Origin of the sequence: Sulfitobacter sp. AS92, assembly GCF_038900015.1 — a bacterium.
Lineage (GTDB): Bacteria > Pseudomonadota > Alphaproteobacteria > Rhodobacterales > Rhodobacteraceae > Sulfitobacter.
In genome coordinates this window covers 18,234-32,582 of sequence record NZ_JBBMQL010000009.1, presented here as the reverse complement: position 1 = coordinate 32,582, position 14,349 = coordinate 18,234, and the positions used below count along the sequence as shown (strand labels likewise).

The following is a 14,349-nucleotide window of genomic DNA, read 5'->3' as shown; positions in this document are numbered from 1 at the left end:
GGAAGTCTCCGGAAGGGCTTGGGGGTCAGGCCTTCTGACGCTCGATGTAAGCGCGCATCTCTTCGGCCTCGTGACGGGCATCGCGCAGGCCGTCCATTGCGGCGCGCAGCTCTGCCTCGGTCTGGGCGAGCTGGTTGGTCAGTTCGGCTTCGCGCTGCTGCAGATAGGTGATCGCCTGATCGCGGGTTTCTTCGGCTTCGTGGAGTTCTTGGCTCATCCGGTCAAGCTGTGCCACATCGTCGGCGGCCACGCGGGTAAAGCGGTTCAGCAGCCAATTTGCGAACCATCCCATGCAGAATGCCACGAAAAGAATGATGGCTGTTGCCAGGACAAACTCAGTTCTGCTCATCACCGCTGCCTTCTTCGGTTTCGTCGGGTTCCCCGATCTCTTCTGCAGTGGTATCGCCCGTTTCTTCGGCAGTTTCCAGCGTTGTTTCGTCTTCGGGCGCGTCCGTTTGCGCTTGGATCAGGCGGAATTCGATGCGGCGGTTTGCCTCGCGACCCTCTTCGGTCTGGTTGTCAGCAATGGGGTTTTCCTCCCCATAGCCTTTGGCGAGGAAGGAAGACGTCAGCACCCGCCGGGCGCGCAATTCGTTCAGAACCGATTCCGCGCGACTTTGCGACAGCGATAGGTTCATCGTTTCGCGGCCTTGGCTATCGGTATAACCTTGGATTTCCAACGGGATGTCACCGCAGCGTTTCAGAACTTCAGCGATATCGTCCATCGTGCCAAGCGCCGAGGCGTCGATCGTGGCATTGCCGGGCTCAAAGGTGATCTTGCCAATGGTAAGGATCTCGCCAATCTCGGCTTCGCATTCTTCGGGCGTGGGCAGGCCGGCAATCGGGTCGAGCTTTTCTTGGTAGGTAATATCGATACTGTAATCGGCGCTTTCGCCCAGTTTGTCAGCCAAAAGCGAAGCAACCGTGGTGTTCGCCTCTTTCTTGCCGGTATTGCCGATCACTTCAAGCCGATCCGGGGTGACCGTGACAGAGCCGTTGGCAAGCGAGGCCATCGCCTCCAGCCCGGTCAGCACACGTGTCGCCCAATTGGCGGGGAGGGTCTCGTCTAGGCGGGCGGCGGTATAGACGTTGCTCGAACCAAAATGTGATTTCGCATAGCTGTCGGCCAGATCGCGAAGCCCTTCGGTAGTGAGCCGCCCGCGCAGTTGCACCTGCCCCTCGGGGGAGAGGGTGGCGGTAAATTCAGGGGGGCCTGCGTTGGGGTCTTCGACCTTGGGCAGTTTCGCTGTCAGGGCAAAGACATCGGGCAGCGCGTTTTCTAACTCGCCGACGACGCGGTCAAAGCTATCGGAATCGGTGCCGGGCGCGGCGAGCAGGGTAATGTCGGCGTCCGCGAAAGAGATCGAGCCCTGGCCCACACGGCTCAGCGCTTCGATCGCCAGCGCCACGGCGCGACCCCAGTTCGGGCTCGGCACACCAAGACCGACAGTGCAGTTGGCGTTTTCAGAGGCGCCCGCGGCGATGCCTGCCTTCAAGATGCGCGCGGCGGCCGCCTCTGTGTCGGCAGAGCAGGCATCAAATCGCGCGCCTTCGGCGTCGATCTCAAACCGGAGGGTGAAGGGCGTAATCACCGGGCGCGGTGCGGCGATGTCGAGCCTCAGGCGCAGGCTGGGCGGGGCTGCGCGTTGCAACTTGCGCTCCATCTGCGCTTTGGCGGCAGCGCTGTCGGCGATGGCGGTGATTGTCACGCGGCCCGCGTTGACCGATGCCTTGGCGCGGGGCAGGTCGGCCATGGCTCGCACGGCAAAGTTCAGCGCGTCTTCCCAGCCTTCGGGGGACGGATAATCAGCAGACTCAAGCAGATCGGTCACCGTGGCATCGCCCGCCATGTCGCCGAAAGCCTCGATCACTGCGTCGCGGTCGGTGCTTGTGGGAATCAGGCCAATGATCGAAATGCCTGCATCATTGCGCAGTACCTCGGCAGAGAATCGCGGCGGGGCAATACCGGATTGGGCCTCGACCTCCATCTCGTCGATCACGCGGGCGGCGTCGACCACGGTGCCTGCGGTCGACAGGGCGCGGAAGCGGACCGCTTCGGTCGGCGCGATCCCGGCGAGGGTGACCTGCAAACCATCGGCCTGCACTTCGGCCCAGGTCATGCCCTGATCGTCCAGCGCGTCACGCACGCCAATCTCGGAGGTATCCTCAATCAATTGCACCGAGAAGCTTGCCGCCACCAAAGAGACCACCCCTGCGGCTGCAAAGGTCAGGGCGATCATGAAAATGGCGGACAGGCGCATGGGCGGACTTCTGGTTGTTAAGCTCAAGACTTGATACGCGCGTCCTGCCGTGGGTGCAATCAGGCCAGAAGACTTGCTGCGAAAAACAACAGCGGGATCATGCCGGTATCGCGGTTGGCGCGAAAGAGCTGCAAGAGCTTGGAATTGTCGTTAGTATCCAGCCCGCGCAGCTGCCATGCCATATGCCAGCCCATGGCCCAAGGCCCGCCAAGGGCGATGGCAAGCGCTAGCACCGAAGCCCGCGGCAGCCCGGCATAGATCACTGCAATCCCCATCAGCCCCACGGTCGCCATCAAGAATCGCCGCAGCCATTGGCCCGAATTCTCACCAAAGAGCCGCGCGGTGGATTTCACCCCGATCAGCGCGTCATCTTCGGCATCCTGATGGGCATAGATCGTATCATAGAACAGCGTCCAAGCGATGCCCGCGAGGTAGAGAACGATGGCCGGAGCGTGCAACGTACCCGCATGCGCGGTCCACGCCAGCATCGCGCCCCAGTTAAACGCCAGCCCCAGAAACACTTGCGGCCACCACGTGAAGCGTTTCGCAAAGGGGTAGACCGCCACCGGCAGTAGGGCCAGCACACCCATGGCGATGGCCGCTTGGTTAAACGTCAGCAGGATCACCAGCGCCACCAGCATTTGCAGCACCATCCACGCCAACGCCTGTTTCACCGTGACCGCCCCCGAGGGGATGGGCCGCGAGCGGGTGCGGGCGACCTTGCCGTCGATGTGTCGGTCGGTGATGTCATTCCACGTACAGCCCGCGCCGCGCATCAGGAACGCGCCGATGGCGCAGCCCGTAAAGATCCACAGATCCTCCCACCGCGGCGACTGATCGAACAAGATCGCAAGGCTCAGCCCCCACCAGCAGGGGAGCAGCAAAAGCCATGTCCCGATGGGGCGATCCGCGCGGCTGAGCCGCAGATAGGGGCGCAGGGCGCGGGGGGCGTGGCGGTCGACCCAATTGTCGGTCACAGCATCGGCAACAGGCGCATCGGGCGTAGCATCTGGCGAAGGCGGCTGGTTATGCATATATCTGGCCCCATGAATGCGAAAATCAGATTGTATGTAGATCAGCCCTTGGGGCAGGGGCAAACGGTTCCTTTGGTGCGCGAGCAGGCGCATTACCTCTTTGGGGTGATGCGGCAGGCGCTTGGGGCCGGGGTGCTGCTGTTCAACGGGCGCGATGGCGAATGGCTGGCCGAGGTGACCGAGGCGGGCAAGCGCGGTGGGGCGCTGACCTGTGTGGAGCAGACCCGTCCGTTGCAGATGCCGCCAGACCTATGGCTGCTCTTTGCCCCGATAAAAAAGACACGCACCGACTTTATTGTCGAAAAAGCCGCCGAGATGGGCGCGTCGCGCATTGTCCCGGTGATGACAGAGTTTACCAACGCAGGCCGCGTGCAACAAACCCGCCTTCAGGCCCATGCGGTCGAGGCGGCAGAGCAATGCGGCGGCACCTATGTGCCCGAGGTCGCCGAAGCCGAGAAGCTGGGGCGGTTGCTGGATCAGTGGGACAGCACCCGGCAGATCATGTTCTGCGATGAGGCTCTGGTCGGAGAGAGCGGCGCGCTGCCCGTAGGCGCGCAGGGGCCTTGGGCCATCCTGATTGGCCCCGAAGGCGGCTTTTCCGAGAGCGAACGCAAACGGCTCCACTCATTCGATCACGCCCATGCCGTCACGCTAGGCCCGCGCATCCTGCGTGCCGATACGGCGGCGGTGGCTGCGATGACCATGTGGCAGCAGGCTTTGGGAGACTGGTGATGCAGAGGATGGCCCAATGAGTTTTCTGCGCCAAGGGGCCCGCGACCAGCTTTGGCGTTGGCGCGAAGCGATTGTCGGCAGCGTGCTGATGCTCTTGGGCCTCTGGCTGGTGGCCGGGCCGGGGTTTTTACTCGCGGTGCCGGGCTATGCGGCGCTTGCTGGGGGCGCGGCGCTGATCTGGCTTGGCGTGCAACGTGCCCGCTTTCGCGGTGAAGGTGACGGGGCGGGGGCCGTTCAGGTCGTCGAGGGGCAGATTACCTATTTCGGCCCGCTGACCGGGGGCACGGTTTCTCTGCGCGAACTGCAACGGCTGAGCCTCGACCGGCAGATGTTTCCAGCCCATTGGCGGCTTGAGCCGCGCGACGATGAGACGCCCCTGTTGATCCCGGTGAATGCTGCCGGATCCGAGGCGCTGTTTGACGCTTTTGCCGCCCTGCCGGGGCTGCGCACCGAGAGGATGCTCTTTGAGTTGCGCAAGACCCGCCATGACGCCGTTGTGATCTGGGAGCGCGCACCCCTGCGCCCGGCGCATGTCTTGCTGCATTGACAGCCCCGGCAATTCCGCCCATCCCTGCAAGACACGACGTCAAGTCGACAATTCAGAAGACACCCAAGACGACCCTTCAAAACGGAGCCCTCGCATATGTCCATTCCTCAATCCGGCGGCGGCCCGATCGAACATCACGACCAAATGGCCGAGTATCTTGCCGACGGCTGTAAGCCGTGCGAAGACTGGCGCATTGGCACCGAGCACGAGAAATTCGGCTATTGCAAAGACACGCTCAAGCCGCTCCCCTATGAGGGCGACCGCTCGATCCGGGTGATGCTCGAAGGGCTCCGCGACCGTCACAATTGGGCCCCGGTCGAAGAGGGCGGCAAGCTGATCGGTCTGGAGAAAGACGGCGCGAACATCAGTCTTGAGCCGGGCGGCCAGTTGGAGCTGTCGGGCGCGCCGGTTGAGACGATTCATGAGACCTGCGACGAGGTGAACACCCACCTGCGCGAAGTGAAAGACGTGGCCGATGATATCGGCGTCGGCTTCATCGGTCTGGGCGCGGCCCCCGAATGGTCGCATGAACAAATGGATCTGATGCCCAAGGGCCGTTACAAGCTGATGGACAGCTATATGCAGAAGGTCGGCACCATGGGCACCACCATGATGCGCCGCACTTGCACGGTTCAGGTCAATCTCGACTTCGCGAGTGAGGCCGACATGGTGCAAAAGATGCGCGTGGCCGTCGCAATGCAGCCCATCGCCAACGCGCTTTTCGCCAATTCGCCGTTCCTTGATGGGAAACCCAACGGGGTGAAATCTACCCGCGGTCTGGTCTGGCGCAATCTGGATGATGCCCGCACCGGCATGGTGCCTTTCGTCTTTGACGACGGCTTTGGGTTCGAGGCTTGGGTGCAATATGCGCTCGATGTGCCGATGTATTTTGTCTACCGCGACGGTAAATATATCGACGCGCTTGGCCAGTCCTTCCGCGATTTTCTCAAAGGCGAATTGCCCGCGCTGCCCGGCGAAAAGCCCACGCTCAGCGACTGGGCCGACCACCTCACCACACTTTTCCCTGAAGCGCGGGTGAAGAAATTCATTGAAATGCGCGGTGCCGATGGTGGCCCGTGGCGGCGCCTTTGCGCCCTTCCGGCGTTCTGGGTTGGGCTGATGTATGACCAATCCGCGCTGGACGGCGCGTGGGATTTGGTCAAGGACTGGGATGCTGAGACCCGCGAAGAACTGCGGATTGCGGCCTCAACCCACGGGCTACAGGCCGAGGTCGGTGGGCTGAAGATGCATGATCTGGCGCGCGAAGCGGTGGCTCTGTCAGAGGCCGGTTTGAAGGCGCGTGCCCGCAGTGGCGCGGGTGGGCTTGTGCCGGATGAAACGCATTTCCTCAACGCGCTGCGCGACAGCATTGAGACGGGCCGTGTGCCAGCCGATGATCTTCTGGCAGACTACCATGGGCCATGGAACGGCGACCTAAGCCGCATCTACGCCGAATATTCCTACTGAATGATCAAGAAGCTGATACCGCCCTCAGGGCGGTGTCAGCCTTTTTGCCCAATCCGCGATTCAGTGCCGGTACGAATGCGGCGAATGTTGTCGCGGTGGCGCCAGAAGATCAGCAGCGTCAATGCGATGCCCAAGAGCAGCATTTCGCCATACCCGAGGAACACCAGCAAGAAAGTCGAGCTTGCCGCCGCTGTCAGCGCGGACAGGGAAGAGATGCGCGAGACTGCCGCGGTAATCAGCCAGATCGCACAGCAGGCCAGACCGACGGGCCAAGCCAGCGCCAGCATGATGCCCAGAAAAGTCGCCACTCCCTTGCCGCCGCGGAAGGCCAGCCAGATCGGGAAACAATGACCGATCATCGCACCAAGTGCGGCCGCCTGCGCCGCATCCTCGCCCGCCAAAACACGGGCCAGCAACACCGCCACGGCACCCTTGGCACCATCCAGCAGCAGTGTCAGCGCCGCGGCTTTTTTGTTGCCGGTCCGCAGCACATTCGTCGCGCCGATATTGCCTGAGCCGATATCGCGCAGGTTGCCCAGCCCCATCATTCGGGCCAACACCATGCCAAAGGCGATCGAGCCGATGATATACCCGGCCAGCGCCCAAAAGAGGATCATTTCAATGGAAGTATCGATAGGGGGCATCAATTCGCCTCGTAAACGCAGGAGCCTGCAACATAAGTTGCGACGACCTTACCTTGCATCCGCATCCCGTCAAAGGGCGTGTTTCTAGATTTTGACCGCAGCGTCGCGCGGTCCAGCACGAAGGGGGCATCGGGGTTAAACAGTACCAGATCCGCAGGCGCGCCCACTGCGATCCGCCCGCCGGGCAGGCCGAGGCGTTTGGCCGGGTTAAGCGACAGCGCGCGCCAAAGGGTCGGCAGGTCCATCATCTCGGCATGGACCAGTCGCAGGGCGGCGGGCAGCAGCGTTTCCAATCCCACCGCGCCGCTGGCGGCTTCCTCAAACGGCAGGCGTTTGCTTTCTTCATCCTGCGGGGTGTGCATAGAACAGATGATGTCGATGAGGCCGCTGGCGACGGCTTCGACCACGGCGATGCGGTCTTCCTCGTCGCGCAACGGGGGCTTCACCTTAAAGAAGGTGCGGTAGTCGGCCACGTCGAGCGCGTTCAGCGTCAGATGGTGGATGCCCACGCCAGCCGTGATGTCGAGCCCATTGCGCTTGGCGCGCTCCAGCGCGGGCAGGGCGCGGGCGGTTGTGATCTGATCCGCGTGATAGCGCGCGCCGGTCATCTCAATGAGCGCGATGTCGCGGTCCAGCCCCATCCGTTCGGCCATGGGCGACACGGCGGGCAGGCCGCGCAGCGAGGCGAATTTGCCGGAGGTGACAGCAGCCCCCTTGCTCAGCCCCGGATCCTGCGGGTGCGCGATGACCAGCGCGCCAAGGCTGCGGGCATAGGTCAGCGCGCGAGAGAAGACCTTGGTATCGGTCACCACGCGGTCGCAATCGGTGAAGGCAGCGGCTCCGGCGTCCATCAGAAAACCGATCTCGGTCATCTCGCGCCCTTCGCGGCCTTTGGTGAGGGCGGCCATGGGGACTACATTCACCGGGGCGGCCTCATTGGCGCGGCGGGTGACGAATTCGAGTGTTTCGGGGCTGTCGATGGCCGGATCGGTGTCGGGGCGCGTGACCATGGTGGTCACCCCACCCGCTGCCGCCGCCAACCCGGCAGAGCGGTAGCTTTCCTTGTGCCGCTCGCCCGGTTCGCAGACTTTCACGCCAATGTCGACGATGCCGGGGGCGAGGATATGACCACCGCAATCGATCGCCTTTGCGCCGTCCGCCGCAGTGGCCCCACGCTCCAGAACCTCGGCAATCACCCCGTTGCGGACCAGAACCGCCGCAGGCTCAAGCGTGCCTGCCTCAGGATCAAGCAGGCGCAGATTGGTGAAAAGCTGGGTCATGGGCGGGCCTTTGATGCGAGAGCGGATGCGCCGCTGTCATGCCCCAAATCGCGCCGCGAACCAAGCAGATTTACGAAGCTGTTTCCGCGCAGGGCAGCGGGCAGCTAGCCCTTAACCGCCAACCCAAACCATCATCCCAACCACGCCAAAGGCGACCAGCAGGGCGATCATGGCGATACGGCCAGACATTTTTGGATCGTGTTCAGGTTCTTGCATAGGGTTGATGTACCTCGCTGGCACCAAGGGCGCCAGCGATATTCGCCGTTAGGCCAGCAGCCACCAGATGATAATCAGGATCAGAGCGGCGACCCCGATGATGACCATGGTCTTAGCGCCACCACCTTTGGCAGGCTGAGGCGGAGACACGCGCGGGATGCCGGTGTAGGGCTGAGCGGCTTCGGCCTCCATCGCTTGCACGGGGGTGTCTGGACCACCTTCGGTATAGGTGCCGATATGGGTGAGGGCGGGGATCGGGGCCAAGTGCAGTGATTGCCCGGCGAAAGCGCGGGAGTAGACGATCAACACCCAGCCATCCAGCGCGGCGAGCTTGCTGCGGTCTTTCTCAATTTGATCGGGGTTCACGCCATTGCCGTCGCGCAGATAGCCCGGAAGCCCCAGTTGATCGAGATCGGCCACGCGGAACACCTCTGTATAGGCCGCGTCGATCCGTTCGACCCCAAGGGCTGCCGCCTGCGCGGTCTCATCATCACGCATGGCCCGCGCCTCGTCATCTGAGAGCGAGAGGGTATAGACCCGGACTTTGCCGGCTTCTTGCGGGGCGACTTCTGTATGGGGCATGACGGTTTCCTTTATCTGTTCTCAGGAAAACGCCGCTTGGCCCTTTGGAGTTCCGCTTATGCCGCGCCGGGTTGGGCGGCGATGTGGCTGCGCGCCAGCAGGTCCATCGCGGCCATGCGCACGGCGACGCCCATTTCGACCTGATCCTGAATGACGCTGCGGTTGATGTCATCGGCCAGTGTGCCGTCAATCTCGACCCCGCGGTTCATCGGGCCGGGGTGCATGACAATGGCATCGGGGCTGGCATGAGCCAGCTTTTCGGCGTCCAGCCCATAACGGTGATAATACTCGCGCTCGGACGGGATAAAGCCGCCGTCCATCCGCTCTTTCTGGAGGCGCAGCATCATCACCACGTCGACGCCTTCGAGGCCCTTTTTCATGTCGTCAAAGACTTCGACGCCGAATTGGTCGATTTGGGCAGGCATCAACGTGGGCGGGCCGACAAGGCGAATGCGATTCTCCATCTTGCCGAGCAGCAGGATGTTGGACCGCGCCACCCGGCTGTGCGCGATGTCGCCGCAGATCGCGATGCTGAGCCGGTGCAGCCGCCCTTTGGCGCGGCGGATCGTCAAAGCATCCAGCAGCGCCTGCGTGGGATGCTCATGCCGCCCGTCACCTGCGTTCAGCACGGCGCAGTTTACCTTTTGCGCCAGCAGGTCCACCGCGCCTGACTGCGGATGGCGCACCACCAACAGATCGGGGTGCATTGCGTTTAGCGTCATCGCCGTGTCGATCAGTGTTTCGCCCTTTTTGATCGAACTGGCTTGCATCGCCATGTTCATCACATCTGCACCAAGGCGCTTGCCCGCGATCTCGAAACTCGCCTGCGTGCGGGTGGAGTTCTCAAAAAACATGTTGATCTGCGTCAGCCCGCGCAGCGCGTCCGAATGCTTGTTCGGCTGGCGGTTGCGGTCGGCATAGGTGTCGGCCAGATCCAGCAGGGTGGTAATGTCGGACTGCGAGAGCTGTTCAATGCCAAGCAGGTGGCGATGGGCGAATGACATGGTGGCGATCCCTTCTGCTGTTGCCGCCTTATAGGCGCGGGCGGCTTGGCAGGTAAAGCGCAGCGATGGGGCATTTCGCCCCGCGCGCGCAGAGCGTAAGCTGCGGCCATGGAATCATTCGATTATCATCAGGCGGTAGAATTGCTGGCGTGGCAGGTCGAGCTTGGCGCGACCGAGGCGATTTGCGACGCCCCGGTCAACCGCTATGAGGTGCCCGCAAGCCCGCCCAAGGCGAGCGCCAAGATTGCCAAGGGCCCCCAGCCTTTGCAGGCGTCGGAAACGCCCGACCCCGTCGCCTTGGCCCGCCGCGCCGCGCGGGGCGCGCAGACCTTGGAAGAGTTGCGTGCCGCGGTCCAAGGGTTCGAACATTGCGAGCTTCACAAGGGCGCGCGCAATCTGGTCTTCGCCGATGGGGTGCCGGGCGCGCCTTTGATGATCTTTGGCGAATCCCCCGACCGCGACGAAGACCGCGCGGGCAAGCCTTTCGTGGGACGCACAGGCCAGATGCTCGACCGTATGCTGGCCGCGATTGACATGGGGCGGGACCGCAATGTCTATCTGTCGAATATCCTGCCGTGGCGCACTCCGCAGGGGCGCGACCCGAAGCCAGATGAAATCGCGATGATGCGCCCCTTTGTGCAGCGTCATATCGAATTGGCCAAGCCCAAGGTGCTGGTGCTCTTTGGCAATTGGTCCTGCCAGTCACTGCTGGAAAAGCGCAGCATCATGCGCCTGCGCGGCAATTGGACCAAGGCCGCCGATCTTTCCTGCATGCCGATGGTGCATCCCGGCTACCTTCTGCGCAACCCGGAGGCCAAGCGCGAGGCGTGGGCCGATCTGCTCAGCGTTCAGGCTAAGCTGCGCGATGGTTGATGCGCTGACCCTTCTAGCCTTCGTGCCCGCCGCCTTGGCGTTGAACCTCACGCCGGGGGCGGATATGATGTTCTGCCTTGGACAGGGGCTGCGGTCAGGCCCGCGTGCCGCATTGGCGGCGAGTGCGGGGATTTCAGCGGGCGCTTTGGTGCATGTGACTCTGGCGGGGCTTGGTCTTGGGGCGCTGGTGGCGGCGCTGCCTTGGGCGCTTGATCTGATCCGCTGGCTCGGCGTGGCCTATCTGCTGTGGCTTGCGGTGCAAACGCTGCGGCAAGCCGGAAAACCGCGGGATACGACGCCTGGCATGGGCGGCTGGCGCGCGTTTAACACCGGGTTTATCGTCAATCTGACCAACCCCAAGGTGATCCTTTTCGTGCTGGCGTTCTTGCCGCAATTCGTGGTGCCCGACGCCGGGCCGGTCTTGGCGCAGTTCCTGACCTTCGGCGCGGTGCTGGCCTTGGGCGGCTTCGTCATCAACGGCGCGGTGGGTGTTTTCGCTGCCGGGATCGGGCGACGACTGGCCGGAGGCGGGCGTGTGCTCGGCTGGATCAGCAGCGGCATTTTCGTGGCACTGGCCGCGCGTTTGGCAATGATGGAGCGAACATGAGCAGGATCGACGACAGCCGGAAATTCATCCCCGTGAGAATCGCCGTGCTGACCGTCTCGGACAGCCGCAGCTTGGCCGAGGATCGCTCGGGCGACGTTTTGGTCGCGCGGATTGAAGCTGCGGGCCATGTACTGACCGCGCGCGAGATCGTGACCGACGACCGCCCCGCCATCGCGGCGCAACTGCGCGACTGGTGTGCGAACCCTGAGATCGACGTGGTGATCAGCACCGGCGGCACTGGCCTCACCGGGCGCGACGTAACGGTCGAGGCGCATCGCGATGTCTATGAGAAAGAGATCGATGCTTTCGGCACGGTCTTCACCATGATCTCGATGGAGAAAATCGGCACTAGCGCCGTGCAAAGCCGTGCGACAGGCGGCGTCGCGCAGGGGACGTATCTCTTCGCGCTGCCGGGCAGCCCCGGCGCCTGCAAAGACGCTTGGGATGGCATCCTGCTCAAGCAGCTGGACTACCGCCACATGCCCTGCAATTTCGTTGAGATCATGCCCCGGTTGGACGAGCATCAGCGCCGAAAGTAGCGCCGCATTAGCCCGAAGTGCAGCCCGTAATCTCGACACTGTGATCCTGCCCGATCACGGTGATCCGTATGGCGGAGCGGTCCAATGCCAGCGCCGTGCCGTTCTCGGCAATCATCTCGCCACTGGCGACAAGCGTATCGCCCGAGCGTTGGCTTTCCGTCGCGCTCATCCACATGTTGGGATTGCCGGGCTCAATCACCACGGTTTCGTTGCCCCCGGCAGAGGGCAGGGCGAGCTGGGTTTCAATCGCCAGTCCCCGCGCCGTGGGGCGCAGGCTGCATTCGGCGCTTTTCATACCAGCCTCGGCCCCCGAAAAAGGCCGCGCGGCAAAGGCGGCTGCGATGGCCGGGGTGGGCTTGCTGTCGTTGGTATCAAGCACGGCACGCAGGTGTATCGTTTGCGGCAGGCAGATGTCACTGCACACGCCAAGGTCGATGCTGGTGTCCAAGGTCACCGGGGCACCGGGGCTGCGCGGGGTGATGGTCAGCGGCAGGATCACTTCGCGGGCATAGCCGATGGAGTTCACGCCCCCTTGGTCAAAGACCTTGGGCGCGGGCCATGTGATCTGCACATCGCGCAGGTTTTCCGAAGCGGACCAGTCGAACTCTGGCGGAATGCCTGCGTCACCGGGGCTGCGCCAATAGGTTTTCCAACCGGGTGCCATGCGCAGCCGAATGGCCGCCACCCGCCGCCCGTCAGACTGTTGCCAACCGGTGAGCAGATCGCCCTGCAACGGAGTGCCGACACCGTCCTGCGCCGCAGCGGGCAGGGCAAGGGCAAGGCAGGACACTAGGGCGGAGAAGAGGCGTGATATATACATCTGGCCTTGATGCGGTATCCATCCGCGCCTGCCAAGTCACATTTGCATCATCCATGTTTCGCCGATGCGGGCAGGCGCACGGCAGCTCTCTTGTTTTGTGGGGCGCAAGCGGCCATGTTCAAAGAAAGGTTACCTTTAGGAGGTGGGCGTTGACGGGTCAGACAATGGAACTGACGGGCAAGCTGCTGGTCGCGATGCCGGGCATGGGCGATCCACGTTTCGCCCATGCCGTGATCTATCTTTCCGCGCATTCAGAACAGGGCGCGATGGGGCTGATGGTCAACAAACCCGCCCCGGAATTGCGTCTGTCGGATGTGTTGGATCAATTGGTCGAAGACACGCCGCCGCAGGCGAAATCGCTAGTGGTTCATTTCGGTGGGCCGGTCGAGACGGGGCGCGGGTTCGTGTTGCATTCCGATGAGTACCGCTCGGCCCTTGAAACGCTGCGGGTGGGCGATGGCATCGCCCTCACTGCCACGCGCGACATCCTCGAAGACATCGCCACTGGCAAAGGGCCAGAACGCGCCCAGTTGATGCTGGGCTATGCGGGCTGGGGTCCGGGGCAGTTGGAGGGCGAGATTGCGCAGAACGGTTGGCTGACCTGTGAGGCGTCGCCGGAAGTTATTTTCGATTTGCCGGATTCCAAGAAATGGTCCGCCGCGCTGAAAACGCTGGGCATCGACCCCTTGGGGCTGTCGGCCTCTGCTGGGCACGCCTAACGGGGGGCGGCTGCGCGGGCCAGACGGTCGTTGATTGCGCGGCCCAACCCGTGGTTGGGGATCGGTGCCACGGCGATCTGCTGACCGGTCGCGTCAAGCTGGTGCAGATGGTCGAAAAGGTTCGCCGCAGCTTCAGTCAGATCGCCAGCAGGCGAGAGGTTGAGGTCACAGATCATCGTCCCAAAGCCAAGCAGCACTTCGCCCGGCCCAGCCGTTTCTGCATCCAGCCGCACCGCCGCGCCGGGGGCGTAGTGGGAGGCCAATTGCCCCGGTGCGATGATCTCTGCCCCATCTACGATCTCGAGCGTCTGCCCGAGTGCCGCTTCAATCGCCTCACTCGGCAGACCGCCTGCGCGGAGCAGGGTCGGGCGCGGGCCGGTCAGGCCGATGATCGTGCTTTCCAGACCCACGCTGCAAGCCCCGTCATCCAGCACCGCCGCGATCTTACCGTCGAGGCCCGCCAGCACATGCGCGGCCGTGGTAGCGCTAATCTTGCCCGAGGGGTTGGCCGAGGGCGCGGCCACGGGACCGTCAAGCGCCTGCAAAACCTGCCGCATCGCAGGGTGGGCTGGCACGCGCACTGCAAGACTGGGCAGCCCTGCCGTGACAAGAGATGAAAGCCCGCTGTCGGGCCTCAGCGGTAAGACCAATGTCAGCGCGCCGGGCCAAAAGGCCTGCGCCAGACGGTCGGCCTCATCGGTCCATTGCACATAGCGTTTGGCGGTCTCGGTATCCGGCAAATGCACGATCAGAGGATTGAAACTGGGCCGCCCCTTGGCCGCGTAGATCCCCGCCACCGCTTCCCCGTTGCGCGCGTCCGCGCCAAGGCCGTAAACCGTCTCCGTCGGCAGGGCGACCAGCGCGCCGTCTTGCAACAGGCGTGCCGCGCGGGCGATGCCTTGGGGCGTGGGGGTCAGCGTCTCGGTCATGGCAGGGTAAATCCTGTCGGATCATGCGGCATCCCGTGACGCCGCGTTTGGGTTGCGGGGGGCGGCCGGGCATTTCATGCTGGCGGCAACATAAA

At 63.3% G+C, this 14,349-nt stretch carries 16 protein-coding genes; 7 read left to right on the top strand and 9 right to left on the bottom strand.

The window, feature by feature from the left end; all coding sequences use genetic code 11:
* Positions 1-25: 25 nt before the first annotated feature.
* From WNY61_RS14990 to ubiA, 3 genes are read right to left on the bottom strand one after another with little or no spacing between them, the layout of a single operon-like run.
* Positions 26-349, bottom strand: a complete 324-nt coding sequence (locus tag WNY61_RS14990; protein WP_007118939.1) for a hypothetical protein — start codon at positions 347-349, stop codon at positions 26-28.
* Positions 336-2,261, bottom strand: a complete 1,926-nt coding sequence (locus WNY61_RS14985; RefSeq protein WP_342852224.1) for an OmpA family protein — start codon at positions 2,259-2,261, stop codon at positions 336-338. Before WNY61_RS14985 ends, WNY61_RS14990 begins: the two co-directional genes overlap by 14 nt.
* Positions 2,262-2,320: 59 nt before the next feature.
* Positions 2,321-3,295 (bottom strand): 4-hydroxybenzoate octaprenyltransferase, encoded by a 975-nt coding sequence (gene ubiA / locus WNY61_RS14980; RefSeq protein ID WP_342852223.1) that lies wholly within the window; start codon positions 3,293-3,295, stop codon positions 2,321-2,323.
* Between the two features lie 12 nt (positions 3,296-3,307).
* Between ubiA and WNY61_RS14975 the strand changes: the two genes are divergently transcribed.
* The 3 genes from WNY61_RS14975 (at position 3,308) to WNY61_RS14965 (ending at position 6,041) form a co-directional block, all read left to right on the top strand.
* On the top strand, positions 3,308-4,027 hold the full coding sequence (locus tag WNY61_RS14975) for a 16S rRNA (uracil(1498)-N(3))-methyltransferase (protein ID WP_342852222.1): 720 nt from the start codon (positions 3,308-3,310) through the stop codon (positions 4,025-4,027).
* Positions 4,028-4,043: 16 nt separating this feature from the next.
* Positions 4,044-4,574, top strand: a complete 531-nt coding sequence (locus WNY61_RS14970) for a hypothetical protein (RefSeq protein ID WP_259984285.1) — start codon at positions 4,044-4,046, stop codon at positions 4,572-4,574.
* A 96-nt stretch (positions 4,575-4,670) separates the two neighbouring features.
* Complete coding sequence (locus WNY61_RS14965) at positions 4,671-6,041, top strand: glutamate--cysteine ligase (protein WP_342852221.1); 1,371 nt, start codon at positions 4,671-4,673, stop codon at positions 6,039-6,041.
* A gap of 35 nt (positions 6,042-6,076) precedes the next feature.
* On the opposite strand, the gene plsY is transcribed toward WNY61_RS14965, so the two are convergent.
* The 4 genes from plsY to WNY61_RS14945 form a co-directional block, all read right to left on the bottom strand.
* On the bottom strand, positions 6,077-6,685 hold the full coding sequence (gene plsY, locus WNY61_RS14960; RefSeq protein WP_342852220.1) for a glycerol-3-phosphate 1-O-acyltransferase PlsY: 609 nt from the start codon (positions 6,683-6,685) through the stop codon (positions 6,077-6,079).
* Positions 6,685-7,965, bottom strand: a complete 1,281-nt coding sequence (gene pyrC, locus WNY61_RS14955) for a dihydroorotase (RefSeq protein ID WP_342852219.1) — start codon at positions 7,963-7,965, stop codon at positions 6,685-6,687. The genes plsY and pyrC overlap by 1 nt, the downstream gene beginning before the upstream one ends.
* A gap of 264 nt (positions 7,966-8,229) precedes the next feature.
* The gene (locus WNY61_RS14950; RefSeq protein ID WP_342852218.1) at positions 8,230-8,763 is read right to left on the bottom strand and encodes a hypothetical protein; all 534 of its coding nucleotides are present in this window, start codon (positions 8,761-8,763) and stop codon (positions 8,230-8,232) included.
* Between the two features lie 56 nt (positions 8,764-8,819).
* Positions 8,820-9,767: an aspartate carbamoyltransferase catalytic subunit gene (locus tag WNY61_RS14945; protein ID WP_342852217.1), complete on the bottom strand. Its 948-nt coding sequence runs from the start codon at positions 9,765-9,767 to the stop codon at positions 8,820-8,822.
* A gap of 108 nt (positions 9,768-9,875) precedes the next feature.
* Here WNY61_RS14945 and WNY61_RS14940 point away from each other — a divergent pair, with 108 nt between their 5' ends.
* Genes WNY61_RS14940 through moaB form a run of 3 tightly spaced genes read left to right on the top strand, consistent with a single transcriptional unit; the run spans position 9,876 to position 11,786 of the window.
* Positions 9,876-10,640: a uracil-DNA glycosylase gene (locus tag WNY61_RS14940; RefSeq protein WP_342852216.1), complete on the top strand. Its 765-nt coding sequence runs from the start codon at positions 9,876-9,878 to the stop codon at positions 10,638-10,640.
* Positions 10,633-11,247, top strand: a complete 615-nt coding sequence (locus WNY61_RS14935; RefSeq protein ID WP_259984291.1) for a LysE family translocator — start codon at positions 10,633-10,635, stop codon at positions 11,245-11,247. Before WNY61_RS14940 ends, WNY61_RS14935 begins: the two co-directional genes overlap by 8 nt.
* On the top strand, positions 11,244-11,786 hold the full coding sequence (moaB, locus tag WNY61_RS14930; RefSeq protein ID WP_342852214.1) for a molybdenum cofactor biosynthesis protein B: 543 nt from the start codon (positions 11,244-11,246) through the stop codon (positions 11,784-11,786). The genes WNY61_RS14935 and moaB overlap by 4 nt, the downstream gene beginning before the upstream one ends.
* Before the next feature lie 7 nt (positions 11,787-11,793).
* On the opposite strand, the gene WNY61_RS14925 is transcribed toward moaB, so the two are convergent.
* Complete coding sequence (locus WNY61_RS14925) at positions 11,794-12,606, bottom strand: protein-disulfide reductase DsbD domain-containing protein (RefSeq protein WP_342852212.1); 813 nt, start codon at positions 12,604-12,606, stop codon at positions 11,794-11,796.
* Positions 12,607-12,770: 164 nt separating this feature from the next.
* Between WNY61_RS14925 and WNY61_RS14920 the strand changes: the two genes are divergently transcribed.
* A complete protein-coding gene (locus tag WNY61_RS14920; RefSeq protein ID WP_342852362.1) occupies positions 12,771-13,325 on the top strand; it encodes a YqgE/AlgH family protein in 555 nt (184 codons plus the stop codon).
* Here the strand turns inward: WNY61_RS14920 and WNY61_RS14915 are convergent.
* Complete coding sequence (locus WNY61_RS14915) at positions 13,322-14,254, bottom strand: L-threonylcarbamoyladenylate synthase (protein ID WP_342852211.1); 933 nt, start codon at positions 14,252-14,254, stop codon at positions 13,322-13,324. The two genes, WNY61_RS14920 and WNY61_RS14915, sit on opposite strands and share 4 nt — an antisense overlap.
* Positions 14,255-14,349 lie beyond the last annotated feature (95 nt).